At 58.5% G+C, this 23,537-nt stretch carries 21 protein-coding genes and 1 pseudogene; 5 read left to right on the forward strand and 17 right to left on the reverse strand.

Translation table 11 applies throughout. The annotated features are described in order from the left end of the window. Positions 1-90 precede the first annotated feature (90 nt). Positions 91-1,308, forward strand: coding sequence for an FAD-dependent monooxygenase (locus ACSOSP_RS23735; protein ID WP_455313350.1), 1,218 nt, complete (start codon positions 91-93; stop codon positions 1,306-1,308). Between the two features lie 127 nt (positions 1,309-1,435). Here the strand turns inward: ACSOSP_RS23735 and ACSOSP_RS23740 are convergent, their stop codons facing one another. Further along, positions 1,436-2,338: an ATP adenylyltransferase family protein gene (locus ACSOSP_RS23740; RefSeq protein WP_455313351.1), complete on the reverse strand. Its 903-nt coding sequence runs from the start codon at positions 2,336-2,338 to the stop codon at positions 1,436-1,438. 50 nt (positions 2,339-2,388) lie between these two features. After that, on the reverse strand, positions 2,389-2,874 hold the full coding sequence (locus ACSOSP_RS23745; RefSeq protein WP_455313352.1) for an adenosine-specific kinase: 486 nt from the start codon (positions 2,872-2,874) through the stop codon (positions 2,389-2,391). 235 nt (positions 2,875-3,109) lie between these two features. On the opposite strand from ACSOSP_RS23745, the gene ACSOSP_RS23750 reads away from it, so the two are divergent. Further along, positions 3,110-3,274 carry an FmdB family zinc ribbon protein gene (locus ACSOSP_RS23750; protein WP_455313353.1) on the forward strand — a complete coding sequence of 55 codons (165 nt, stop codon included), beginning with the start codon at positions 3,110-3,112 and terminating at the stop codon, positions 3,272-3,274. 17 nt (positions 3,275-3,291) lie between these two features. On the opposite strand, the gene ACSOSP_RS23755 is transcribed toward ACSOSP_RS23750, so the two are convergent. The 8 genes and pseudogenes from ACSOSP_RS23755 to ACSOSP_RS23790 all read right to left on the reverse strand — a co-directional run bounded on the left by ACSOSP_RS23755 (position 3,292) and on the right by ACSOSP_RS23790 (position 15,035). Continuing rightward, complete coding sequence (locus ACSOSP_RS23755; RefSeq protein WP_455313354.1) at positions 3,292-4,581, reverse strand: RNA polymerase sigma factor; 1,290 nt, start codon at positions 4,579-4,581, stop codon at positions 3,292-3,294. Beyond that, entirely contained in the window at positions 4,578-4,949 is a 372-nt protein-coding gene (locus ACSOSP_RS23760; protein ID WP_455313355.1) for a YciI family protein, read from the reverse strand. The genes ACSOSP_RS23755 and ACSOSP_RS23760 overlap by 4 nt, the downstream gene beginning before the upstream one ends. A 220-nt stretch (positions 4,950-5,169) precedes the next feature. Next, positions 5,170-5,835 carry a hypothetical protein gene (locus ACSOSP_RS23765; RefSeq protein ID WP_455313356.1) on the reverse strand — a complete coding sequence of 222 codons (666 nt, stop codon included), beginning with the start codon at positions 5,833-5,835 and terminating at the stop codon, positions 5,170-5,172. Positions 5,836-6,036: 201 nt separating this feature from the next. Beyond that, complete coding sequence (locus tag ACSOSP_RS23770) at positions 6,037-6,729, reverse strand: alpha/beta fold hydrolase (RefSeq protein WP_455313357.1); 693 nt, start codon at positions 6,727-6,729, stop codon at positions 6,037-6,039. Between the two features lie 467 nt (positions 6,730-7,196). Next, positions 7,197-8,503: pseudogene (locus tag ACSOSP_RS23775) on the reverse strand (IS5 family transposase). 960 nt (positions 8,504-9,463) lie between these two features. Then, positions 9,464-10,237, reverse strand: coding sequence for a hypothetical protein (locus ACSOSP_RS23780; RefSeq protein WP_455313358.1), 774 nt, complete (start codon positions 10,235-10,237; stop codon positions 9,464-9,466). A 1,018-nt stretch (positions 10,238-11,255) separates the two neighbouring features. After that, a complete protein-coding gene (locus ACSOSP_RS23785) occupies positions 11,256-11,936 on the reverse strand; it encodes a hypothetical protein (protein ID WP_455313359.1) in 681 nt (226 codons plus the stop codon). Between the two features lie 12 nt (positions 11,937-11,948). Beyond that, positions 11,949-15,035: an N-6 DNA methylase gene (locus ACSOSP_RS23790; RefSeq protein ID WP_455313360.1), complete on the reverse strand. Its 3,087-nt coding sequence runs from the start codon at positions 15,033-15,035 to the stop codon at positions 11,949-11,951. Positions 15,036-15,272: 237 nt separating this feature from the next. On the opposite strand from ACSOSP_RS23790, the gene ACSOSP_RS23795 reads away from it, so the two are divergent. After that, on the forward strand, positions 15,273-16,058 hold the full coding sequence (locus ACSOSP_RS23795) for a WYL domain-containing protein (RefSeq protein WP_455313361.1): 786 nt from the start codon (positions 15,273-15,275) through the stop codon (positions 16,056-16,058). Positions 16,059-16,354: 296 nt separating this feature from the next. Here the strand turns inward: ACSOSP_RS23795 and ACSOSP_RS23800 are convergent, their stop codons facing one another. The 5 genes from ACSOSP_RS23800 to ACSOSP_RS23820 form a co-directional block, all read right to left on the reverse strand. Then, a complete protein-coding gene (locus ACSOSP_RS23800) occupies positions 16,355-17,440 on the reverse strand; it encodes an alpha/beta hydrolase (RefSeq protein ID WP_455313362.1) in 1,086 nt (361 codons plus the stop codon). A gap of 6 nt (positions 17,441-17,446) precedes the next feature. Then, positions 17,447-18,319, reverse strand: a complete 873-nt coding sequence (locus ACSOSP_RS23805; RefSeq protein ID WP_455313363.1) for an AraC family transcriptional regulator — start codon at positions 18,317-18,319, stop codon at positions 17,447-17,449. A gap of 311 nt (positions 18,320-18,630) precedes the next feature. Continuing rightward, on the reverse strand, positions 18,631-19,254 hold the full coding sequence (locus tag ACSOSP_RS23810) for a glutathione S-transferase family protein (RefSeq protein WP_455313364.1): 624 nt from the start codon (positions 19,252-19,254) through the stop codon (positions 18,631-18,633). Positions 19,255-19,402: 148 nt separating this feature from the next. Further along, a complete protein-coding gene (locus tag ACSOSP_RS23815) occupies positions 19,403-19,831 on the reverse strand; it encodes a YciI family protein (RefSeq protein ID WP_455313365.1) in 429 nt (142 codons plus the stop codon). A 335-nt stretch (positions 19,832-20,166) separates the two neighbouring features. Then, positions 20,167-20,961: an SDR family NAD(P)-dependent oxidoreductase gene (locus tag ACSOSP_RS23820; RefSeq protein WP_455313366.1), complete on the reverse strand. Its 795-nt coding sequence runs from the start codon at positions 20,959-20,961 to the stop codon at positions 20,167-20,169. 179 nt (positions 20,962-21,140) lie between these two features. Between ACSOSP_RS23820 and ACSOSP_RS23825 the strand changes: the two genes are divergently transcribed. Then, positions 21,141-22,088, forward strand: coding sequence for a GlxA family transcriptional regulator (locus ACSOSP_RS23825; protein ID WP_455313653.1), 948 nt, complete (start codon positions 21,141-21,143; stop codon positions 22,086-22,088). 12 nt (positions 22,089-22,100) lie between these two features. On the opposite strand, the gene ACSOSP_RS23830 is transcribed toward ACSOSP_RS23825, so the two are convergent. Continuing rightward, positions 22,101-22,496 carry a tautomerase family protein gene (locus ACSOSP_RS23830; RefSeq protein ID WP_455313367.1) on the reverse strand — a complete coding sequence of 132 codons (396 nt, stop codon included), beginning with the start codon at positions 22,494-22,496 and terminating at the stop codon, positions 22,101-22,103. A 154-nt stretch (positions 22,497-22,650) separates the two neighbouring features. Between ACSOSP_RS23830 and ACSOSP_RS23835 the strand changes: the two genes are divergently transcribed. Further along, positions 22,651-22,911, forward strand: coding sequence for a hypothetical protein (locus tag ACSOSP_RS23835; RefSeq protein ID WP_455313368.1), 261 nt, complete (start codon positions 22,651-22,653; stop codon positions 22,909-22,911). A gap of 8 nt (positions 22,912-22,919) precedes the next feature. Here ACSOSP_RS23835 and ACSOSP_RS23840 read toward each other — a convergent pair whose 3' ends face one another. Beyond that, positions 22,920-23,453 carry a DUF4142 domain-containing protein gene (locus tag ACSOSP_RS23840; protein ID WP_455313369.1) on the reverse strand — a complete coding sequence of 178 codons (534 nt, stop codon included), beginning with the start codon at positions 23,451-23,453 and terminating at the stop codon, positions 22,920-22,922. Between the last annotated feature and the right edge of the window lie 84 nt (positions 23,454-23,537).

The raw sequence follows: 23,537 nt of genomic DNA on the forward strand, positions 1-23,537 counted from the left end.
CGAGAATTCAGACACGGCACACGCATCCGATTTCAACACAGTATGCGTACCGTGCCGACTCAAACACAGTCCGAATACTGGAGACAACCCATGGAACAACTGGACCTGAAGATCGCAATCATTGGCGCCGGCATCGGCGGCCTCACGCTCGCGCTCGCACTGCGAGAACATGGCATCGACGCGCAGCTCTACGAGCAGACCGACGAGCTTCGAGAGGTCGGAGCGGCAGTCGCGCTGTCGGCGAACGCGACGCGGTTTTACGAGCGCATGGGACTGCGTGCCCCCTTCGACGCGGTGTGCGCTGAAATACCCGCGCTGATCTATCGGGACGGGCGCAGCGGCGAAGTGATTGGACAGCATCGTGGTGAACCGAGCTATCGCCAGCAGTTCGGAGGGTCCTATTGGGGCGTACACCGCGCGGACCTGCAGGCCGTGCTGTCGAGCGCGGTCGGCCTCGAGCGCATCCATCTCAGCCATCGGCTGACCGATCTCGTGCAGCATCCGGATCGTGTGAGCCTGAGTTTCGCCAATGGCCGGCAGGTCGACGCGGATCTGGTGATCGGCGCGGACGGGGCGCGCTCGATCACGCGGCGCTGGATGCTCGGCTACGACGACGCCCTGTATTCGGGCTGCTCGGGTTTTCGTGGCGTGGTGCCGGCTGAGCGCATGCATCTGCTGCCCGATCCCGAGGCCATTCAGTTCTGGATCGGACCACAGGGCCATCTGCTTCACTATCCGATCGGTGATAAAGGCGACCAGAACTTCCTGCTCGTCGAGCGCCATCCCTCGCCGTGGCCGTCGCGCGACTGGGTCACGCCGGCGAGCGAGGGTGAGCAGTTGCGCCTGTTCAACGACTGGCATCCGGCGGTGGTGCAGATGATCACGGCGGAGCCAATCAGCCAGCGCTGGGGCCTGTTCCATCGTCCCCCGCTCGGACGCTGGAGCAAGGGCCGCGTGACGCTCATCGGCGATGCCGCGCATGCGCTCGTGCCGCACCATGGCCAGGGCGCCAATCAGTCGATCGAAGATGCCGTGGTGCTGGCCGCGCAACTGGCCAAGGCGGGCCCGGGTCGCTGGCGCGAGGCGCAGGAGGCCTACGAGCGCTTGCGGCGGGGCCGCACGCGCAAGGTCCAGTACGCCTCGATATCGACGGCTGACGTGTTGCATCTGCCGGACGGACCCGAGGCGCAAGCGCGCAACGCGCGCCTTCGCGGACGAGACAGCCTGCTGCATCACCTGGACTGGATTCACGATTTCGACGCCCTTGCACAAGAGCCGACCGAACGCCAGGGCGGCACCTGGCTGTGAACTGCGCTCCTCTCGTTGACGCCTGCGATCCCGACGAATGACTGGTGCGGATCAGTTCCGCACCCGCACAGACGAGAAACCGATCATGAGGTTCGGTCTTAAAGCGAAAACGCTGTGCAGATGGGCTCTATTGACCCACGGCGGCAGGGATCGCGACGTGTTGCAGCACGGACATCGGACCGAGCCTTTTAACGACTTCCATCTGTGCTGCGTCACGCACGAAGAGCGATCCGGCAAACCCCAGCGCATTCACTGAAATGCCCTCGACGCATTCCGAATGCCTAGGTACGAGCAGCATCCATTGGCGGGTGACGAGCAGGTTGTACGGCGCCGACTGATGCAATTCGCCATTCACGTCGATCGCTCGCTGGCCAGTAGCTTCGAGCAACGCGTGGTAGCAATCGAACGCGGCGTGTGCTGCGTGCTGCGAGTCAGCAGGAGCCGGTTCCAGACGGGCGAACGCGTGCAGAAAAGGCAGGCCGGGTACAGTGCTGATCGAACCTTCCCTGCCCCCGGGTCCAAGAACGGATTCAATGGGGAGCGGCGGACCTGATGCTCCGAGCGGCAGCGGCACGATCTGCAGATGCTTGTGGCGTTGACTCGCGCCGGATTCCGCGCCGCCATTGTAGAAGCCGAGGCCGTCGAACTCGGCCATGCAGGCGCCCAGCGCAACAAAATCCGCTAATTCGAGCAGCGCTTCCTGCGGTTTGAAGCTACGGGTGACGATCAGGAGATGATGATCGATGACGTTGAACTTGTTGAGCAAGGCGAGGTGAGTGTCCGAGATATCGGCCACAAAGAGGTCGGGGTCGTAGGGAAGGAACGGATTCACCCCGACCTTGCGCGCCTGTCGGGTTTCCTCCTTGCGCGCGAGGCTGGACACTTGGCGAACGAGAAAGCGTATGCCGCGTTCTTCGAGCACCGTCTGGACTGTCTCGATTGGCCGCAGTGCACCACGACGCAGCGCATGCTCAGTCTGACGCAGGATGGCCGGCCACAGCGCGCCGGGTTGCAGACGTAAATGTTCCATGAATCGATGATTCGATGAGCACGCGGGTCGCGCGAGGACAGCAACCGTACCTACGCTTTGTAACCGATAGCGCGTAACAGATCCTTACGCCATTGAACGTCCTCCTCGTTTTCCACGCCGAGCGGCGGGGCCCCGTCAACCACGCCCAGGATGCCGCGCCCCTGTTCTGTCTCGGCCACCAGAATCTGCGAGGGATTCGCCGTCGCGCAGAATATCCGGCATACCTCCGGCACCGCTTTTATCGCATTGAGAACATTGACGGGGTAAAAGCCATCGCCGAGGAAAATCACGAAGCTGTGGCCCGCACCGATGGCCGTGGCGTTCTGGCACGCCAACTCGACCAGGCCGGCGTCGGTGCCGGACCGGCGCACGAGGCGCTTGCCTGACGCTTCACAAAAGGCCAGACCAAACTTGATACCCGGGACGGTACCGACCATTGCCTCGTGCAGATCCTCGACAGTCTTGATGAAGTGGCTCTGCCCCAGGATGAAATTCGTCGCTTCGGGTTTGACGATTGTTACCGTAAGCACTTGCATATCGGACCTCGCTCTGTGCCGCCAGGAAGACTGGGGAGAAGCGGTTTTCGCCAGCAGGCGGGTATTGGTTCATCGCGTTTCGCCCGACGGCGAGCGCCTTGACCATAACCCAAGCCTAGTACGAACCTGAGACGCATGCCTGTGCATTTCCTGCACTAGAATGAATTTTCACAGTGCCGGAAAGTGCGTGAGTCTTATCAGGCCGGCCAGGTGGATTCGTGTTGGAGAAATGCACATGCCAACCTACCAATATCGTTGCGAGAAGTGTGGCCATTTGTTCGAGCACGCTGAACATCTTGCTGAACACGAGAGCGCCCATCCGCATTGCCCGAAGTGCGGAAGCGAGACGTCTCAGCACGCACCGACGCCATTTATCGCCAAGACCTCAAAAAAGAGCTGAGATCTAGCTTCGCATGATCAGCTGAGCTCATCGCCAATGGAATTCGATGGAAACGTAAGCTCCATACGTTTGCGCTGCAGGAACCGGCGCACCGCCGGATCGCGCTCAAGGCCAATCGCGAGATCGTACGCGCCGAGCGCTTCGGCCGTCGCGCCAGCACGCGCGAGCAGATCGGCGCGCGCGGCCCAGTACGGCTGGTAGTCGGCCAGCCGTGGATCGTCCGCATACGGCGCGAGCGCGTCGAGCGCCGCCTGCGGGCCGTCCCGTTCCGCCAGCGCGATCGCGCGGTTCACCGCGACCACCGGCGACGCCGCGATCGCAAGCAGCGCATCGTAGAGCTGCACAATCTCCTCCCAGTTCGGGCGATGGGTCAGGCAGCGGTGCACGTGCGCAGACTGCAGCGCGGCCTCGAGCTGAAAGCGCCCGATTGCGTTGAATGCGCTCGCACGTCCCAGCAGTGCGTTGGCTGCATCGATCATCGGCGCGTTCCATGTCGCCGGATCCTGAGCCGATAGCGGCACGTAGTCGCCGGCCGCATCGCGTCGGGCATCGCGCCGCGCCTGCGCATACAGCATCAGGGCGAGCAGACCAAGCGTCTCCGGCTCCTCGGGCAGCAACTCGACGAGCAGGTGCGCAAGAAACAGCGCCTCGCCGGCGAGATCGCGCCGCACGGTATCGCCGCCGGCCGGGTCGGTCCACCCTTCCGCGTACGCCGTGTAGACCGCTTCCAGCACCGATGCGAGACGGCCGGGCAACTCCTCGCGCTCGGGCACGCTGAACGGAATGCCCGCGTCGCGGATCTTGTTCTTCGCCCGCACGAGGCGCTTGCTCATCGCGGCGGGCGACATCAGGAACGCGGACGCGATCATCTTCGCTTCGAGCCCGAGCACCACCTGCAGCATCAGCGGCGTGCGAATCGCCGCCTCGAGCGCGGGGTGCGTGCACGCGAACAGCAGCGCAAGACGCCGGTCGGGCAACGCGCCGGCTTCCCGCTCGTCGATCTCGTCGGCGAGGATCGCAAGCTGCGTCGTCACTTCGTCGCCGACATGGCGATGGCGCGCGCCATCGATTGCCCGGCGACGCGCAACCGTCATCAGCCACGCTTCCGGATTCGTAGGGCAGCCGTGCGCAGGCCAGTCCGCGAGCGCGGCCGCGAACGCATCGGCCAGCGCGTCCTCGGCTGCGGCGACGTCGCGCGTGCGCATCGCCAGCAGCGCGACGAGCTTGCCGTAGCTGCGGCGAGCGACCGCCTCGGCAATCGAATGCGCGGCGCCGTCAGTGTCACGGTCGCCGCCGGACGGACTCATGCAGCCGATGGCGCGTTGTAGGGGGCAGCCCAGACCGGGCGCACTTCCATGAGGCCGTGCGCTGCGCCGGGACAACGCGACGCCCACGCGATCGCCGCGTCCAGGTTGGGCACGTCGATCAGGTAGTAGCCGCCGAGCTGCTCCTTCGAATCGGAATACGGTCCGTCAAGCACCTGCGGCTTGCCATCGACGAGCCGTACCGTGGTGGCCGTGTTCGTGTGCTGCAGCCGGTTGGCGCCCACCAGCACCTCCGCTTTTTCCAACGATTCGGTGTACGCCTGATAAGCGGCAACCCCTTGCTGCCGCTCGCTGTCGGTCATCCGGTTCCAGCCGTTTTCTTCCGAATAGATCATCAATAGGTAGTGCATGTGAGCCTCCGTCGTGGGGTTGAGGCGGATGAATTACATTTGGACCGCCATCACAATGACGCGCAGGCGGCATGCTGACGGACACGATGCGTCGAAAAAAATCGTCTTCCGTTTCCATCCGAAACCGAGCGTATGCGCCGTTGAGCCACACTACGCCGAATTGCTGCAACATCGCGCTCAGGCCGTCCTGAGCGCCGAAGAATCGCCGCAGATCCAATTATCAGCTCGGCAAGCGCAACCCTTGCAGAATTTGCCTCTCGTACGCCGGCCAGTCGCCAGCGGAGTTCTCAATCGCGAGCTTTGCGAATGGAAGTTGGCGAAACAAATCGTCAGTAATCCGGCGGTAGTCTCGATACAGCGAAATCAACCCTTCCAACCCCTTGTAACCCCTGCGCACGCAGAAAGGGGCCGCGAGCTTCCAGTTCACCTGATAGCTGATCCATTCGGGGCCACGGTCTGCGCAGACTGTTCGAATGGCTTCTTCGACATCCTCCTGCCAAAGGTACAACACGAACGGATTGAGCGGTGCAATGACTGCGGCCAGCGCCTGCATGTAGCCGAAAATCAGCGCGGACTCAGCTTCCATCAGCAGCAGGTGAGTCAGGTCCCCGTGAAATAGTTGACCGTCCATGACTGGAATGGGGATGTCTGCCCGTGTTGCCTCGACAAAGGCGGTCCATCGAATTAGTGCACGGTCTGCGAGATGCTGCGGTGTTGCATCCCGCCACGGTTCAAACCAGTGTTCGAGCTCGTCTGTCGCTCGCACCGGATGGGGTTCGGTCTTTTCGTGAATGGGCAATGCGGGCTGCCCTGAATCTTGCAGGTGTTTCGCGATGAGGCGCATGGTCGTCGATTTGCCTGAACCCATAATGCCCTCGACAATCACAAGCCGATGGCCGGCGGGAGGCTCTGCAGTGCCGGGATTCGTCGAGTTCGCCATATTCGCTAACTGGTCCTTGGAAGGTAGACTGCATTCGGTCAGTACCGGGATCGAATTGCTACGATTTACATGGAATTGTCGTAGGTCCGTAGGTCCGTAGGTCTGTAGGTCCGTGGTCGAACGTAGCCTACCGGATTCCAACAGGGCTCAAGAAAGAACCGAGCTCATCAGCCAATCGCGCGCTATCTTCGTGCATAAAACTGGGCGCTCCAGCGTCGGGAAATGTCCGCAACCCTCAAGCGACTCAAAGCGGGCATGGGGCATTAGCTTAGCGATGCGAGCCCCTACTTCGACAGGAACGAAGTGGTCCGCCTCGCCCCAGATCAGCAGCGTCGGAACCTTGCTGGCACCAGACAGCGTCGGCCAATGATCAGAGCGAGTCAGCGTTGCGTCGGACTGCTGTGCGAACGTGTCGGCGCCAGTGTCTCGTGCCATCCGGATGAAGGCCGCTCGTGACGCTATGTCGTCAGCGGGGATGGCGTTATGTGCAAACTCCGCGATGACATCTTCGTGCTCGCCGCGACGAATCCTGAGGCTGGTCGTTCGGACTACGCTTGGGTTCGGGTGAGGACCCGGCTGACAGTTCATCAGCCAAAGTCCGCGAACTCGCTCGGGCGCCCTTGCCAGTATTTCCATCGCGAGGCAACCACCATAGGCCGTCCCCGCCAGTACGAAGCTCCCGGATATGGAAGCTAGCAATGCGTCTGCGCTGTCGGCGAAAGTCGTCCGGGCTAACACGTGGACAGAGGGCGAAACGAGATCTTTCAAGCCGTCAATCTGGTCCGCATACAGTCTTCCGTCGCAAGGCATGGCGGGCAAGAAAATCATCGGCAGCGACATTCTCGATCACGGTTCGTTGGCGGGAGGTTGGTCTAACCGAGCGACGAGTGCGAACGTTTGAAAGTGGCCGAAGCAGGTCCGATATTGTACTGGTGGAGTGGGTAGCCATGACTGGTCCGCGTCGGGCAGAAGTCGACCGAGGCCGCGTGAAAACGCAAAATCACTCGGTTTTCAGGCGGCACTTTACCCCTCCCGAGGTGTCGCGAAGCTGATGTAGCGTGATTCGAAGGGTCGATTTTTTGGACGTCACGTTCTACGTGCGTTTTCACACGACCTCTACCCATTGTGGACTCTCGATTGATTAAGGCGAACGTCTCCTTCGTCCTCGTTTGTAGGGATTCTTTCGAATCCGCCGCTACGAGACATATTTATACGTACTTGTCCATAGTATTCTCATGGTTATCCCGCGGCGTTAATTAGTCGCCTCTGAACAATTGATTTTGTCGGCTTGTGGTTAATCGCTGGAGTCACACGCGAGCAGCCGGGTTTAGCAACAATGCCAGGATGAGGGCGTAAAAAAACCGCAGCTTCCTGAGGATCATCCGCAGGTTGTGACCGGCGCCGCACAGGACCGCGTGCATCGCATCGCCGAGCGCGCCTTTGAGCCAGTTTCGATCGAGCTTTCCATCCGTCTTCATGTGACCGATGGCTGGCTTGATCGCGCTGCGCCGTCGAATCATCGCCCGTATTCCGCGCGTGATACCGCGCCTCAGGCCAGGGTGATAAATCTTTACGCCATCAATCGCGACACCTTTGTAGCCACGATCCACGATCGCCACTTCCGGGCTCACGTCGCTCAAGATTGCCGCCTGTTCAAACGCCTCGGCGAGTGTGTGCCCACCGTACGGATTGCCCGGCATCGAGCGAGCGCCGACTACTAGCCCTTCCTTGTGAGTCGTCGTGATCGACACCTTCACGCCAAACTCATACGGTGTGCGAGCTTTACCCTTGGCCAAACATTCGACTTCCGGTGCGTGCAGCGCGTAGAGCTTGTTCTTGTCCTTGGTCTTTTGCGACAGAATCCGCTTCGTACGGGCAATCAGTTCCAGCAGCGCAGTGCGACCCGAGTCCGACGCCTGAGCGACCTGCCGCTCGACATCGCGCATCACCCGGCCAACCCGCGAGCGCAGCGTGCGTAGTGCATGACGCATGCGCTTGTACTGTTTGGCGTGCGCATAGCGGCCGATCTGTAGCGCCAGGCGTGGCGCCTCGCGGTTGTAGTTCTGTCTTAGTTTGAGGCCGTGGCGCGCCGCGGCCCTGACCAGATGTTCGCGACACCGTTCCAGCAAACGCGAGTCAGTTGGATGGGCGATTGCCTTGGGCATCACCGTCGTGTCGACGATCACGCGCTTCACGCTCGACGCCTTGATGACGCCGGCACGTTTGGCCGCGTCAATCGTCGCCGCCAACAGTTCTTCGACACCCGCTTCACCGAGGCGCTTGCGCCAGCGGGTCAGGCTTGACGGATCGATCGGCGGCTCCGTTTGCAGAAACGTCTCGCCAGTGAAGACTTGCCAGTAAGGATTCTCAACCCATTGCCATACGACTTCCTCGTCGGACAGGTCAAATGCGTGCTGCAGATAAAGCAGGCCGGCGATCAAGCGGGGGGATGTCGCCGGCCGTCCGGCACGGGAAACGAAGCTCTCGCTCATCGCACTACCCAGTCGCGTCCAATCAACTCAGCCAAGCGCACCAGCGGATGCTTCAAGTTGATCTGCTCAAGCAACGGCTGGCGGAAGAAATCTCGCTCTGTCACACGTGGTTTCGGACCCATCCGGACCTCGTCAGAATTTGCAGGTTTCAAGTGCTAATTTGAATGAATCCTGCAATTCCAGCAATGCGGTTTCGCCCTTAAATGCCCGTCAAATAAGGCGCTGGCGATTAATCAGGGCGGACTAATTATGCCTAGGTATTCCAGAGCCTCCAGAACTGACATGATTCGTGGAAACGTAGGTATGTCTGTCCAAACGTATTCGTCTAAGCTCCAGATCCACTCAGTATAAGGAGAAACAACTGAGCCGCGGATCTCCTTTGCCCACGAGAACTCGTAATTATCTCCCGACCTGTTTGATTTCAAAAAATCGACTAGAGAGTGAACTCAATCTGATTTTTTCTTTAAATCACCGTTTCCGGTCGATATCGTCTTTGGTTTGCCGATTTAAGAATCCTAAGGACGCTCAAAGTCTCTGCACTCGAAGATGAACAACGAATTTCTGATTCTAATGGCCGCATCAACTTCCCGATCAAGACCATCGGCTTTTATTTTCTGAAATTGCATTACAACGTCGAATGATTTTTATCTGGCGAGGTCACCAAACGTATATTCAAATTGAACTCTCTTCTTACTGCTTGGGTCCCTAATTTTTAAGGCCTCAAAAAAATTTCTGAAAATTAAAAACCAAGAAGAATAATCGCAAAAAAGGCGTCGCCGAATTTAATAATAACGAACCTCGGACCGCGCGACCAAAGTCCAATTCGCGACTGCTTTTCTTCATCCAGTGTGAGAAAGCTATTACACGGTCAATTTGCTGCTCTGCGTTTGACTCTCGTAAGCGTCCTTGAGTTCTTTCGTTGACGATATTGTCGAATATGCACAGCTTCAGCTCACTCAGTGTTGCGTCGTAAAATCTATAGGCCCGCTGAAACTTCAAATAATAGAATATTCGGCGATTTTGATACTGAGATCGACGTTACTGCTACTAGATATCAATATCTGAGAAAAAGTACTTGTCACTTAACAATATTCAAGCAACCCAATGTCCATTTTTGTTTCAAAATATGGTGACAAATATAAATGGGCCTCGTAAAATTCTTCAGCGTTAAATATGAAAGGGAGATAGTTGGGTGAAAATCTTGGATCTACGCCGGTTATTCGAAGCAATTTTGCGTTATATTGGCCTACATTTGGCGCGGCACTAAATATTGCCCCGTCCTTCTTAATATCGTGTGATCGAACAAAGGTTCCGACATTTGTTCCAAATCCATCCCTCATTGACGCGCGCTCACCACACGCATCGAATGCAGTGATAAGCGTATTTTTTGCTTCAGTGCGTTCTTCCAGTAAGTCACCGTTCTCCGCACGCTTTATTCGCCCCCCTATTCCACATGATAGTAACCCAGTAGTTATATACCAATATTGATAGGTAAACCCCTCAAGATGATATACATCCGTGACATCAATTTCGCTGAAATCCGTTAATACCCACTGGAAATGTGTTTGAAAATGTTCCTTGTATTGGGAAATTTGCTTTTGGCTGAATTTCTCGCAAAAAACCTCGTTGAGCATACCGCCAAGAATTTCACTGAACTCAATTGAGTTTGAGAGTGAGATTCCTTCTGTTTTTGAGAGACTGCCATATTTGTAGATTGACTGCTCAACATGAGAACGAACTTCAAGTAGCGTTGTGGGATCCGTTCTCGCACCAAGCTCTGCGATGAGAGCCGGCGCAATCCTTCGGTAAATATGAATCCAATAGAATGCTGGTCGTCTTGAAATGACAAGCCGCATCTTCTCTTCAATGCACGCCAGCAGTTTAAGATGCGAACCGTACTGAATATTGAGTTCTTCGAATTCGATCTCCGCTCGAATTTTGATTGCAAAAGACCGACGAATATCAATCGATTCGGTTATGCATTTGTGGAAAAAAGATCACGAAATCCATCATGCAGTCTATACCATACGGCCATATATTACTCTGGGAGGACCACATTTTTCACGCTTGTCTTGGAAGCCGATTTGCGCATTTTTGAGTTTTCTTGGATTTATTTTTCATTTTTATATAATTGAATTGATCGGCGCGGGTTTTAGTTTGCATGCACGGCCTTATTGTAGTATTGCAATCGGGTAAAGCAGCACTGAACTCTCTATCTATCAATAATGCGGGAAAATTTAGTCGGATTTTAGTCCTCTTGACGTCCGCAGCTCAGCCGATACTACCTTGCCTTTTCGTTGGTCGCCAGAAGCGTATTTCCCACAAGCAGTCGTCCACGGATCCCCGATCGAACGACCGAAATGGGCCGATCCCTGCCTGACCGCGATCGGCGCTAAACGCAACCGGTTTCGGGTCAAGATAAAGCAATCCGCCCGAGCAAGTGCGCAGCGTGATGCAGTGTTTTTAGTTATAGCCCTTCGCTTCGGCCGCAGCCACGCAATTGTCAAAACCCTGGCGGAGATGAACACCTATAACGATTCCGGCTTTTCCACTGGTTTCACAGGTCACAGTATGACCTTGTGAATCGGTCATTGTCCGTTTGTAGCTGGCACAACCGACGAGGATGACCGCAAGTGCTAATTTCTGGTGCATGCCGTTTCGTTGTTTTATTTGTCTGCGAAGTCGCGCCGCACGCTAGTGTTTCGTATGGGGCCTCGACATCTTGGCGAATCCGCGCACTTTTGGGGTGGCCCTTGATGCCTGCGCTTAATTTACGTGCGCAGTGATCCGTCGGCTGCCTGCGCCAGTGCAGCCTGACGACGCAGAGCTTTCTGATCTGGCGTGTGGCTCATGCGTGGAGCAGCGACACCCGGCTCAGAAGCTCAGAAATAGATGGCAGATGACGATGCTGCCGTGGGCGGGCGCCTTTCCGGCGGGGCGCTTGTGCTCCGTGTCGAACTCGGCATCGCCGAAGGAAGCTGGACTACGCACGAATTGACCTGTGGGGTTTGCCACCATGCCAAGAGCCGCCTGAGCTGCCGCTGACGACAAGTAGGTTCTCAACGCCGGCACGCAGTCGGGTGTCGATTTCAACAGCATGCCGGCCATCAACGCAACTGGCTGGCCGACGCTGTAGTCGCCCGTCACAAACCGCTCCATGCCTTCGGCGCCGGTGTAAGCGTCGCGACGGGTCTTAGTGTGGTCGATCTTCTTAAATTCGAACACCAGCCGCAACGCCGGTTGCAGCCGGTCCGAAAAATACTGAATGTCCGTCCGGCGCCGTTTCTCCACCTTGAGGCCGCCCGTAGGCGAACGCACGATGGATCCCAGCCGGTCCTCATAGCTCCAGTTGCCCGTGAGACCCGCGCCGGCCTTCGCGGTCCGGATGTACTCACCTAGCAGTTCCGTGAGTGTGTGTTCCTTTTCCTTTCCGTGGAAGGTCTGGGCGCTGTCCCTCGCCAGTTCCCGCCATGCCTCGCAGAGCACCTGAACCACCTTCTTCGCATCGCTCTTGCCAAAAGCGCGTTGCCAGTCGTTGAGGGATTTCGTTTGCATTGAGGAGATGGATCAGCTGTTGCCTGTTGTTGCCGATACGATCCGCGCCGCATCGCGACGGGCTTGCCGACGCAACCACAAGCGCTGCGCTACCGGTTTAATCAGATACGCGGTATTGCCCGAGACGATCAGGGTGTCGGGCACGAAGTGCATACGCTCCTGCAGCTCGACTGTCAGCAATTGCGCCTCTTTAAGCTCGCGCAGAATGGCGTCGACCACAAGGTTGGCCTGTTGGCCGGTCGGTTTGGATTCAGTTTTTTTGTGCAGATTTACCTGAGCGACGGCTAGTGCGCCTGCGTGCCGCACGTCGGTGTAGTACACGTTGACGTCAAAGCTACCTTCGCCGTCACCCGCATTTCGCCAAGCGTTCAGTTCCTTCTGCAACGCCATGGCGTAGTGTTTGGCCGCGACATCCGACACACGCTCCATCGCGAGCTCGTAGACACGCGACATCCCATACGGCCGCGTGGCGGGAAGAATGACATCGACCGTCTCCTTGACAATGGCTTGGGCATCGCGAGGAAGATCGAAGTAGTCTTTGATGAGCTTTTCGACCTTTGCCCGCGACTCGTCCCAGGCATCGGGCCGCGCGAAGTCGTCGCACTGCTCCAGCCGCCTGGAGATTTCAGCAACCTCGCCCACGATCTGCCGTGCCTTGGCCGGGTCAGCGTGTCGTTCTGGTGGATAGAACGGAAACTGCTCGATGTCCTTTAGCGACACCCGGTCGCGATCGCTCAACAACTGATAAACCTGAGTCACCATGAAGTAGCGGACCAAGTCTGATCTCAGATAGAAGGTCGCAAATCGCAGCAGATCCTCATCCTCTGGGGGGCCGCTGATCACGCCCACACTGCTCATGAAGGACGCCGGGGTTGCAAGAAACGCTGCACGGATGGTCCTATCCGGAGCCGGACCATCCGGGAACAGGATACGGGGGCCGGAGAAGAATTCGATCAACGATGCGTCCAGGCTCGGAAGCGTCGGCATCTCATCGCGCGGAAAGGCCTCCAGGTCCGCCGCGGCGACCACAGGGCACCTGTACAGATGCTCTGGCCTGAGGAACTTCATCTTCCACAGCGGCGCGCTGCTGACGTGCTTCTCGACCTCCACGTACGAGTCGACGCGATGGAATCCCTTTCTACGGTTCCATCGTTTGCGCTTGCCACGCAGCAAGTCGCCGAAGGTACCGCGAAGGCGCAGTCGCGCCCACAGGGCCATATCGAACTCATCGCCCCACATGCGGGTGACCAGTTCGCGATTGGACCGCACGATGGCCTGCGTCTGGACTTGATGGCGATCAACGCCATGCAGTGAAATCCGGCCGAATGCCAAGCCCACATCAGCTTTGGGCACCCAGTACTCGAACCTCTCCGTCGGCGGCACGATCCACTCGTCGTCTTCGCTGATGACGCGCGGGCTGGCCAGCAACACAATGCAAGATGCCCTGCCCTCGTCGAATAGCAGTTCCTTCAGGTCGCCGAAATTGATCAGCCGTAGCCACCGCACCTGCGTAAGCCAGGCCGACAGGAACTCTTGGCTCGTTGGCTTGAGCAGCAGCGTCATCGGCAAGATGACGCACATGCGTCCTTTGGGCACTAGACACTCGCCAGCTCGCCAGACAAAGTCAGCGGCAATCTGCCGCAGCGGTCGCGGATAGCCCTGCTCGGCAGCCCACTCGTCCGCGAGCCCTGCGGACTCCCCGTCCGGCTCGCTCCACGGCGGATTGCTGAGGAACAAAGTGAACTTGTGTTCGTTAGCCAGCGGGTTTTGAGCGGAAAAGAAGTCGCCTTTGTCGGGACCGCAAAAGAGATTGAAATCCCGAAGCCGCGGAAGCTTGACGTTCTCGTCCTCGCACAGCGCCACAATGTCAGTCGGCTGGAGCTGTTCAAGCAACGAGAGGTAGAGGCTGAACGCAGTGACGCGGCAGGCGGCCTCGCTCAGGTCGCTACCAAAGATTTGAGTCTGCAGCAGCACGATCCGGTCGCGCAGAGACAACTGCCGCTGGGCCTTGGCCTCGGCGGCGCCGATCAGTCGGCGGAAGGCCGTCGTCAGCAGAATGCCCGAGCCGCATGCACCGTCGTAGATTCGCTCGGCAAGCAGATCTGTCGAATTGGCCAGCGCCTGCGACACCACCACGTTGGCGAGATGTCGGGGCGTGTAGTAGGCAGCCAGCTCTTTCTTGCGGTCGCCGAGAAATGACTCGTAGATGCCGGACAGCAGCTCGACGGGGATGTAGCGGAAGTTGTAAGGGAACAGGCTTGGCTGCGCGTTCGCCACGTCTGTCGCGCGCAGGAAGTCCGTGACGACATCGAACCCTGCATTACCCAGGTCAAGCCACAAGGACTTCTTCTTGGCGTCAGGCTCCAGGAAGTCCCCGTTGAAATCGTCCTTGAGGCTGCTCAGCAGTTGTGCCAAGCCGTCACGATCACGGCCGGCTATCAAATCTACAAACGTGCCGACCTTGTTCTTCGAACGGTACGGCTCGTCGACGATGCCGCGATGCTCCAGATAGGAGATGAACAGTCCCTGGCCGACCAGATATTGGGCGGCGCTCTTGCCGCATTCCCGTCCGTTGCGCAGCTTACAGGTTGCCAAGTCACGCACGGTCAGGTTGAGGTTTCTCAACAGCTTGCGGTCGACCCGGTCCTCGAGGCGGAACCAAGTCGGGAAGCGCTCTCGCACGTCGCCCGACAACAGGTCGGAGCAGGACCATGGGCCGTCGACCTTAGCGTCAGTCAGCTTGAGCGTCGCCTGCGCACCCGCGACTGCGGACGCCGGGTAGGCAGTTGCCATATCGAGATCGGCGACCAGCACCACCGTGATTAGCCCTTGATTCCAGATGCGCTGACGGAGTTGCAGCAGCTGGGCAGGGTCTTGCAGTGGGGAAGCCTTGCCGCCGACGAAGAAGGTGATAGCGGGGACGCCATCGACGTCGAACACCGCCTGCGCCTGAATCTCTCCGCTGGGATTCAGCAGGTCCCTCAGCTCGGGTGCGTAGGGGTGATCCTGCGGCACAGGATCTCGCGCCAGATGCAGAGACGGCGAAGCCTCGGCATAGCCGAGGGCACGCAACCACGGATCGAGACGTGTAGAAATCATGGGACCGCAGGCAGAGAAAGGCACGATTATGACAGCAGCCCATCCGCCGTGGGCGCTGCGATACTACTATAATATAGTACGTGTTAGACGTAGACTGAGCAATCGAATTGGTCCACACTTTTTAATTAGATCGTGCCGCCAGCTTCCATCAGATTTGAGCCGTCCTACTCACAGCGCGAACGCTTGCGCTTTGTCGAGTCGACACTCCTTTGGGAGGGCGAGATCCAACGTTCCCGCGTGAGCGCTGTCTTCGGTGTCGTGCTCAACCATGTCACCAAGGACCTCCGGGAGTACGAGGCCGCGTTTCCACAAAGCCTGACATTCGAACCTCGGCGACGCTTCTACATTCCGGGGCCGGCCTTCAGGCCGCGCTTCGCCTCTGGCGACCCTCACGAGTACCTGGCTCTGCAGCTGGCCTCATCGCAAATCAGGTCCAGTGCCTTGGTCTCGCTTGTGGGCGATCAGCTTCCGGTTCAGGGCCTGCCGACACCTGCGCATGGCGTGAAGCGACAGAGCTTATCCTTGGTCGTGCAGGCGATCAGATCAGCGACCGCTTTGGAGGTGGTCTACTACTCGATGACGACCAGCGAGCCCGTGAAGAGGCGGATCTGGCCGCATGCGCTTGTTCACACCGGGTCGTGGTGGCATTTACGGGCGTTCGACAGCCGCTGCGAAGAGTTCAGAAACTTCGCCCTTCAGCGCATCGAGCAGCCCAGAGCCCTAACGGATCTGTCGCCCCAATCCAGCGACCAAGATCGGCAGTGGCACAAAGAGTCGGTGCTGGAGGTGATTCCCCATATTGCGCTGAACGACCACCAGATAAAGGTGGTCGCCCGAGATTTCGGCATGACGTCGGATGGCAACCAGTCCCTGTGGCGGGTCAAGATAAGGAACTGCCTGGTCGGCTATTTCGCGACTTACTATGGGCTGGACCTCCCGAATGCGCGTCCGCCTCGGCATGTCCTGACGCTACGCAACCGGGACGAGCTGAAGCCGTTGTTCCTACCCTCAGATCACGAGTAGCAGCTTGGCTTGCTTGGCACGAAGCGGTGGTGGCATTGATTGGAAATAATCGACATGCGCTTTCAATGCAGTGACGCGACTTGCGGATCATCCGTCACAGGCGTCCTGGCCGAATCGTCCGCGCGTGCGGATCAGGATTACTGCAGGGGTCCGAAAGCGGCCATTCACGAACGACCGGCGCTGGCCGAACCCGGTCCGACGTCGAACTCGCCGCGCGGACCGCCATCGCTCAGTCCACGTCGGACAGAAGTCGACCCCGTAGCCAACGGCCGCATTTCCCGAAAACAACCATTCGACTAAACCAAGTCAACAGTCTCACCTGCCTTGACCACCGCGTGAATTTCAACGCCCGTCAACCATCCGATCAGCATTTTGAGCGGACGGTCGCTCGTGAAGATCCCGAAGTGGTTCGTGTGGGAAAGGATGTTGAACTGGGTCGCAGGAGATTCTCGATCGAACAACTTTCGCAGGCGTTGAGCGTCGATCGCTTCGTCATCCTCTCCGATCAAAACGACTGCTCCGGCCCCCAGCTTTCGCATGTCCGACACGTATCGGTTGCGAGGGTGAAAAGACGCGGTGAGGCGATAGGAGTAGGAAAGCGTCTCGGTACCATCCCAGAAGCGCACGGGCTTGTTGAAGTCGATGACCGGAAGTCCATTGAACCCACGAATGCGCAATGCGTTCAGGATAGTAAGGCCAACGATGCGAAGCATATGGACCCGAGCCCAACCGCCGCTGGTCGACCTCCCTCTGAGCGTCGATGAACTCGGGATGACGGGACTCGATAACAGGAACCGCGAAACGAGATGAGCATGTACGCCGCCCGCGAAGCGGATAACAAATCCGCCGCCGCTGGAATGCCCCCCGAGGACGACAGCTCCCCGATGGTCTTGTCTTCGCAACTCGGCAATCAGGTCGGCGATATCGTCTTCCAACTGGCCGATGTATTCAACGTCTCCGCGATGGCGGCCGGATTGATAGTGACCACGGAGATTCGGCAGTATTACCTTCGCTGCGCCCGATGCGCTCACGGCTGAAGCAAGCGCATGATAAGAGCGTCCGTGATAAGACGAACCGTGCACGAAGATCAGCAACTGGTCCGCTGAGGAATCATAGAAGCGATAGGCAAGTTGCTCGCCGTCTCGAGCGGGGTATCGGAGGAGAGGCGGCAAATTGGAGTCGGGAATCGGCTGCAAGGAGGAAAAGCCGAAAACGTCGTTTTCCTCAGTCTGCGGACGCGGCGAAGTCGCTACCATGGCCACGGCAACACCGACGACCGACACCATCGCTGCAATGAAGATTCCCATTCCGAGCAAAAGAGTCAAGCTACCTCCGGCTTCCGATTGAGGGGTCGCGAACGCAACGTTCGCAACTGCAGACATTGCTCCTCACACCAGGGGAATGTAGATGTCGGTCTGCCACTGATCCTGCGGAGTGTCCGGATAGACGCTCAGGTAGTGGAAAAACAATGGCTGGTCCCGCAGTTCTTCTCCGCTTGCAGGAAGCCAGTCGCGATAGATCGGATAGATCGTCTCGCCAATGTGGTCGGTTGATCCCGCATGCCGGACCACCGCACATCGACCGCCTGGAATGACGAGTTCGCGGACACCGTAGTCATTCGGCGCGACCGGTTCGTCAATCTCTCCGCAAATGTCGAAGCGGAATCCGTCCGCCGGCGTCGTATCCGGGTTGCTGCGCGGGATTCCGAAGGTCCTGCTCGATGACACCGGAGATTGTCCACTTTGCATGCGCCAGTCAATGAACTTGCGCACGCTCTCGTTGACGAGTCCAATCTGCCCGCAGTGTTCAAGCGCCGCGACACGCGTTGCAGAAAAATCGACAATTTGTACTTGCATGGCCAGTTTCCTTGAGAGATGGGGGACAACAAAGGTCGCACTCCAGATTTGCCAGTTCGGACGCTGCCGGAACAAGCTCGGCGCGGTGCCAAACGCCCGCTTGAACGCGCGACTGAAGGCTTCGGGGCTGTCGAAACCCGCGTCGAGCGCGGCATCGAACACCGAGCAGAACTCGCGCGCGGCCAGGCGATGGGCCGCTCGGCGCAGACGCATCAGTTGCACGTAGCGTGCGACCGGTATCCCCACGTAGGCGGCAAACTGGCGATGAAAATGAAATTTCGAGAAGTTTGCGATGCGGCTCAGCGCGTCCACCGACAGGTCGCCCTCGAGGTTCGTATCGATGTAAGCGAGTACGGTGTCGAAGCGCTTCGAGTAAACGCGTGTGGCGTCGGCGTGAGCTTGCATGGTCTGGATGTCTGGATCGTGCGATTGACGATATGGTCGCTCATGATTGGCGCGTTGCGCCTAGCCGTTCTTGCTGGATATCCAGACGGCGTTTCCAATATGGACGCGATCTGGTCGGCCGGCCTCTCAAGCGAGTTGGCCTTGGAGGAAAGTGGGGATATCGCAGAAGCGGTCCGGAACAACTCAAACTCACCAGTCTCTGCCTGACGCGGCCAGCTCAGATCGACTCGCGGTAGCTGGTTGAACCCTTCGAACCGGCTCTTCACCAAACGGCTCTAGGCCAGAAGCACGCCGACGGGGCCAGACGACGATTACGGCGTCCCGTTCTTGCAGTACGTTGCAAAGCCGGTGCGATCAGCAAGGCGGTCGAAATAGTCGGCAACGGCGGCTAAACGGGGACGTTCAAACGGAGTGCTGAACCAGCGGTTCACGGACAACCCGATAGGAATATCGGCGAGGCTGAAATGCTCTCCGGCGACAAACGCGCCCGTCGCACCAAGTTGACTTTCCAGGATGCTCATGTGCCGAGTCCAGCCCGCGAGCGACGTGGAAATCTCGTCCGGAGCCTGATGCGCGGGCGATTTCCTGACGAGGCCGAGAAATGCATAGCTCCAGGACCGATTCAAATCCGTTGCCTGCCAGTCCATCCACTGATCGATCCTTGCCCGCTTTACGGGATCGGTTGGATAAAGCGCATCGCCGGCATAGCGCGAAGCCAGATAGCGGATGATCGAGTTCGACTCCCAAAGCACAAAATCACCATCCTTGATGACGGGTACAAGACCATTGGGATTCAACGATAGAAATTCGGGGGTATCGGTTTGTCTGAATCCAGTGCCCCAGTCCTCCCGCTCGAAGGGAATGTGCAGTTCGGCACATGCCCACAGCACTTTGCGGACGTTGATGGACGATGTTTTTCCGAGAATTTTCAGCATGCGGGGCTCTCATGGCTGGCAATGCACCACTGTGGGCAAACAAATTTTTGATGCGATATCTGCATGGCGCCAGGAAGCCTGCCTCAAGTCTCGAACACCCGGGTTTGGTCTGCCTCCGCGTACCCCGCAGACCAATACGGTGAAATTGTCACTTCATCTGCCCGTCTATCTGTTGCCGTAGACGCTTTTCCTCTTCTTGAAGCTCAGGTGTGAAGGCCTCACCAAAGTCCGCAGGCTCAAAGAAAGGCCGAATCTCGATCTCTGAATCACTCACCATCGGATTCGGGCAGCGCTTTACCCATTCAATCGCTTCGTCCATCGATTGAACTTGCCAGAGCCAGTACCCGGCGATCAACTCCTTGGTCTCGGCAAATGGGCCGTCAATGACCGTTCGATCCTTCCCCGAAAACCTCACGCGTGCGCCTGCCGAACTCGGCTTCAGCCCGTCGCCGCCTTGCATGATCCCGGCTGTCACCAGTTCCTGATTATATTTGCCCATCGCCGCGATGAGTTCCATGCTTGGCATTTGCCCCGCTTCGGATTCGGGGGTTGCCTTGACCATGACCATTACGCGCATTTTGGGTTTCTCCTTTGAAGACGATAGTGTTCGGAGGCAAATGCGCCTCCAGTGATTACGACGAATGATCGTGGGAGAAATCGACATGCGCAAGACACGACTTCGCAGTTTTTTTCAGGGCAGGTGTGTAGGCAGCCCGCGTCGCTTTCTCGATCAGTTCCGGAGCTGACCGATCTGACCCAGTAAGGATCTTGCCAAGATTGCGATCCTCAGCAGATCCGTTATCGGGACGTGGCCACCCGGAATGAACAGCCCGACATGGCCGCCTGTTCCCTCGGCGACCACCGAAGCGAGCGTCTTGGAATGCTTCAACTGCGCGATGCCTTGCGCGTACTTCAGTTCGACGTGTAGCGCGGCGCGGCCTTGGCATTCGCGAACCGGGGAGCCAGCGCGCGACGGTCAGCTTCCCACTTCGTCCAGTCGTCGCCATCGTGCAGCGTCGGGATGGTCACGAGTTCGCCCTGATCGAGGCCTGCGAGCGCGGCATCCACCAGATCGTCGGCTGTCATCGTGCTCGCGGCTTCCTTTTGCTTCGCATAGCCGGCGACGTCCCAGAACTCGGTTGCCGTCGCTGCCGGCAGCACGGTCTGCACACGTACGCCCTTGCCTGCGAGGTCGCGCTGAAGCGCATGGCCGAAGCTCAGCACGTACGATTTCGAGGCGCTGTACACACCGTTCAGCAGCTCGACTGCAATGCCGACCACCGAACTGATGTTGATGATCGTGCCCGAGCCCCTGGCGACGAACGCGGGCGCCGCCGCATAGGTGAGACGCGTCAGGGCCGTGATGTTCAGGTTGATCATCGATTCCATGGAGTCGACCTGACCGTCGAGTACCGATGCAACCGAGCCGACGCCCGCGTTGTTCACCAGCATCGTGATGCGCGGGTCCTCGCGAAGCAGGGTCTCGATTTTCGCGAGCGCAGCCTTGTCGTTGAGATCGGCGGCAATCGTTTCGATCGAGCGGCCCGTCTCTTTCGTGAGGCGCGCGGCGATAGCGTCCAGTCGGGACTGGTTACGTGCCACCAGAATGAGGTCGAAGCCGCGCCTGGCGAGACGGTCAGCGTAAATGGCGCCAATGCCAGCCGACGCGCCTGTGATCAGCGCGAAACCGTTCGTAGAGGAAGTCATTTTCAGTCCTTTGAGTGGGTGGTTGAACCAACAGGGCGTCGGTTCATGGAGCGAATTCTGACCGCGGCAGCCATAGACCTCAATGCCATATATGCAATGATTTCTGCCATGCCTTCATCGACGCGGCTGTCCGTTCTGTGCTACTTTCAACGAATCAAGCCATGACTCGCGAGGCATCAGTGCATACCGTCGGACTCGTCGTTTATCCCAACTTCCAGTCGCTCGCGCTCGCAGTGGCGAGCGTCTTCGAGTACGCCAATCTGCTGCGCGGCGAAGCAGCTTACGAATTCAGCATCGTGTCCGAGCACGGTGGACCTATCGCTTCGTCCCAGGGGTTTTCGGTTCATAGCGAACCACTTGCCATAGAGGGCTACGACACCCTCATCGTGGCGGGCGACAACGAATGCCGCCTTCCTTCGGCTGCGCTGGTGGATTACCTTCGGGAAGCGCCGCACCATTCACGGCGAATTGCGTCGATCTGTACGGGTGCATTTGTCCTGGCTGCTGCAGGTCTGCTGGAGGGAAAGCGCGCAACGACACACTGGTTCCACGCGCGTGACTTCCAGAAGCAGTATCCGAACGTACAGCTCGAAGAAGACCGCATCTTCGTTGTGGATGGACAGCTCTGGACGTCGGCCGGCATGAGCGCCGGCGTAGATCTCGCGCTTGCGATCGTCGAAAACGACTTCGGACTGGACACCTCGCGCATGGTTGCGCGCAAGCTGGTGCTTTATCAGCGTCGCGGCGGCGGTCAGTCGCAGTTTTCGGCGCTGCTGGAGATGGGCGCGCGCTCAGACCGCGTTCAGATGGCGCTCACCTACGCGAGCGAAAACCTGGCGAGCGATTTGTCGGTCGAGCGGCTGGCCGAAGCGGCACGGCTCAGTCCGCGTCAGTTCAGCCGTGTGTTTCGTGAGGAAACGGGTCAATCGCCTGCCAAGGCAGTCGAGCGGCTTCGCGTTGAAGCCGCTCGCCTGATGATGGAGACGACTCGTCACCCGATCGAGATCGTCGCGAGAGAGACAGGCTTTGGTGACCGGGAGCGAATGCGTCAAGCGTTCCTGCGTGCATTCGGTCAGCCACCGCAAACCATACAGCGGGCGTCGGGTGTCACGCCCCTTGCGCTCTAAGCGTAGTTCGCCTTACTGCTCGCCCGGCGTCCACTCCGGGCTATAGCCGCCCAGCGCCGGGTGATACATCTCATCCCCGGAATGCTGGGTGAATTCGACGTTGAGCCGGTCTTCACGCAGGCCGAGAATGTCGATGCAGTGCGCGCACAGCGCTTTGGCCACGTCCATACGCAGTTCGGGCGTCCTGCCCTTTCTGACGTCCAGCATCATGACCGCGACCGGGGTGGGCTCTTCACCGGCTTCGGGAATCCGCCAGACACCGCCATCTCCCAGCTCTCGAATCGCGACGCTGATACGCCTGATGTCGACCGACATCATCCGCGCGTAGGTCTCGCTCATCTTCAGCGCCAGGCGCTGCTTGTCATCCACCGAATAGTGGTCGTTTACGTCGAGTTGCAAATAGGGCATGGTCGTCGCACTCCTTGAAACCCCATTTTTTCACTGAACGTAGAACCTCCCCAATGTCAGATGCGCAAGGTTTCCGGACACGCGAGGGAATCGCGTTTGCTCGCTGGAGAGCACTTTGTGGACGCGACGGGACTGTTTGCGCGGGCGCTTTCGCATGCGGCCAGGAATTCATCCGACGCGACGTGATCGGCTCGACGATCGGCTTACCGCTGTCAAGACCGTCACCGGGCGCAAGGCTTGGGTGGCGCCGATTCCCACCTTTCTGGCCAAGAAGATGATGCCGAAAGAGTTCCTGGACATGTTCACCTGGATTCGCGAAAAGGGCTTCAAAGCGAACATTGCCCAGGTGCGGCAAGAATATCCGCAGCTACTAACATTTGCCGGTTGGGTAAAGAAACACTCTGACGAACACTGACCGACGAGCTAGTGGAGATTGGACCCTATCGCCAACTTCAATCGTTGAGCCTGGTCGAGATGAAGAATGAAGAACGGACGAAATCGGACCAGGAGCATCTTCAGTTCCGCACTCGTCGCGGACCGAATGAAGGTATCCACAGTTGTGACCAACTGCTGAAGGTAGGCGACCTCGCGATCGAGGTACGCTTCGTCGAATCCGCGCGTTTCGACTTCGTTGAGTCTCGCAAGATCGTCAACGCTCTGATTCGTTAGTGCGTCGCTCGTCGCACTTCGTTGCAGGGTTGCTGCCAGTCTCTGCGTCAGTGCGATGATCTCCTGATTGACCTGCCCATGCTCCGCCACGATCCGCCTTGCCAAGGCCTGCACGCTCCTGGACTGGGTTCTGCGCAACGCTGCCTCTCCTGCTGCAATTTCCGCCTGATTCGCCACGAAAACGACGCCGGCAATTTGTGCATCGGTCAGACGCTCCCCCTGCCCATACGCGTGACTTATCCATGCGAGAACGAACAGCAGCACCGTGGCAGTGCGTTTGGCCTGCATTCTCGCCTCCATCCGACATCGTCCTTGAGAGTTCACCAGTGCGCGTAATGCGAATGTTGCAGCGCTCGTCGCATTCCACGCTGT

Source organism: Caballeronia sp. KNU42 (assembly GCF_053760385.1).

What these genes read in the sequence shown, in the direction of transcription:
- ACSOSP_RS23780 (WP_455313358.1), bottom strand. Translation starts at nt 10,237, where the DNA reads ATGCGGCTTGTCATTTCAAGACGACCAGCATTCTATTGGATTCATATT.
- ACSOSP_RS23810 (WP_455313364.1), bottom strand. Translation starts at nt 19,254, where the DNA reads ATGCTGAAAATTCTCGGAAAAACATCGTCCATCAACGTCCGCAAAGTG.
- ACSOSP_RS23835 (WP_455313368.1), top strand. Translation starts at nt 22,651, where the DNA reads ATGCGGCCAGGAATTCATCCGACGCGACGTGATCGGCTCGACGATCGG.
- ACSOSP_RS23815 (WP_455313365.1), bottom strand. Translation starts at nt 19,831, where the DNA reads ATGCGCGTAATGGTCATGGTCAAGGCAACCCCCGAATCCGAAGCGGGG.
- ACSOSP_RS23830 (WP_455313367.1), bottom strand. Translation starts at nt 22,496, where the DNA reads ATGCCCTATTTGCAACTCGACGTAAACGACCACTATTCGGTGGATGAC.
- ACSOSP_RS23740 (WP_455313351.1), bottom strand. Translation starts at nt 2,338, where the DNA reads ATGGAACATTTACGTCTGCAACCCGGCGCGCTGTGGCCGGCCATCCTG.
- ACSOSP_RS23800 (WP_455313362.1), bottom strand. Translation starts at nt 17,440, where the DNA reads ATGTCTGCAGTTGCGAACGTTGCGTTCGCGACCCCTCAATCGGAAGCC.
- ACSOSP_RS23790 (WP_455313360.1), bottom strand. Translation starts at nt 15,035, where the DNA reads ATGATTTCTACACGTCTCGATCCGTGGTTGCGTGCCCTCGGCTATGCC.
- ACSOSP_RS23770 (WP_455313357.1), bottom strand. Translation starts at nt 6,729, where the DNA reads ATGTCGCTGCCGATGATTTTCTTGCCCGCCATGCCTTGCGACGGAAGA.
- ACSOSP_RS23750 (WP_455313353.1), top strand. Translation starts at nt 3,110, where the DNA reads ATGCCAACCTACCAATATCGTTGCGAGAAGTGTGGCCATTTGTTCGAG.
- ACSOSP_RS23735 (WP_455313350.1), top strand. Translation starts at nt 91, where the DNA reads ATGGAACAACTGGACCTGAAGATCGCAATCATTGGCGCCGGCATCGGC.
- ACSOSP_RS23785 (WP_455313359.1), bottom strand. Translation starts at nt 11,936, where the DNA reads ATGCAAACGAAATCCCTCAACGACTGGCAACGCGCTTTTGGCAAGAGC.
- ACSOSP_RS23805 (WP_455313363.1), bottom strand. Translation starts at nt 18,319, where the DNA reads ATGCAAGCTCACGCCGACGCCACACGCGTTTACTCGAAGCGCTTCGAC.
- ACSOSP_RS23840 (WP_455313369.1), bottom strand. Translation starts at nt 23,453, where the DNA reads ATGCAGGCCAAACGCACTGCCACGGTGCTGCTGTTCGTTCTCGCATGG.
- ACSOSP_RS23760 (WP_455313355.1), bottom strand. Translation starts at nt 4,949, where the DNA reads ATGCACTACCTATTGATGATCTATTCGGAAGAAAACGGCTGGAACCGG.
- ACSOSP_RS23820 (WP_455313366.1), bottom strand. Translation starts at nt 20,961, where the DNA reads ATGACTTCCTCTACGAACGGTTTCGCGCTGATCACAGGCGCGTCGGCT.
- ACSOSP_RS23745 (WP_455313352.1), bottom strand. Translation starts at nt 2,874, where the DNA reads ATGCAAGTGCTTACGGTAACAATCGTCAAACCCGAAGCGACGAATTTC.
- ACSOSP_RS23755 (WP_455313354.1), bottom strand. Translation starts at nt 4,581, where the DNA reads ATGAGTCCGTCCGGCGGCGACCGTGACACTGACGGCGCCGCGCATTCG.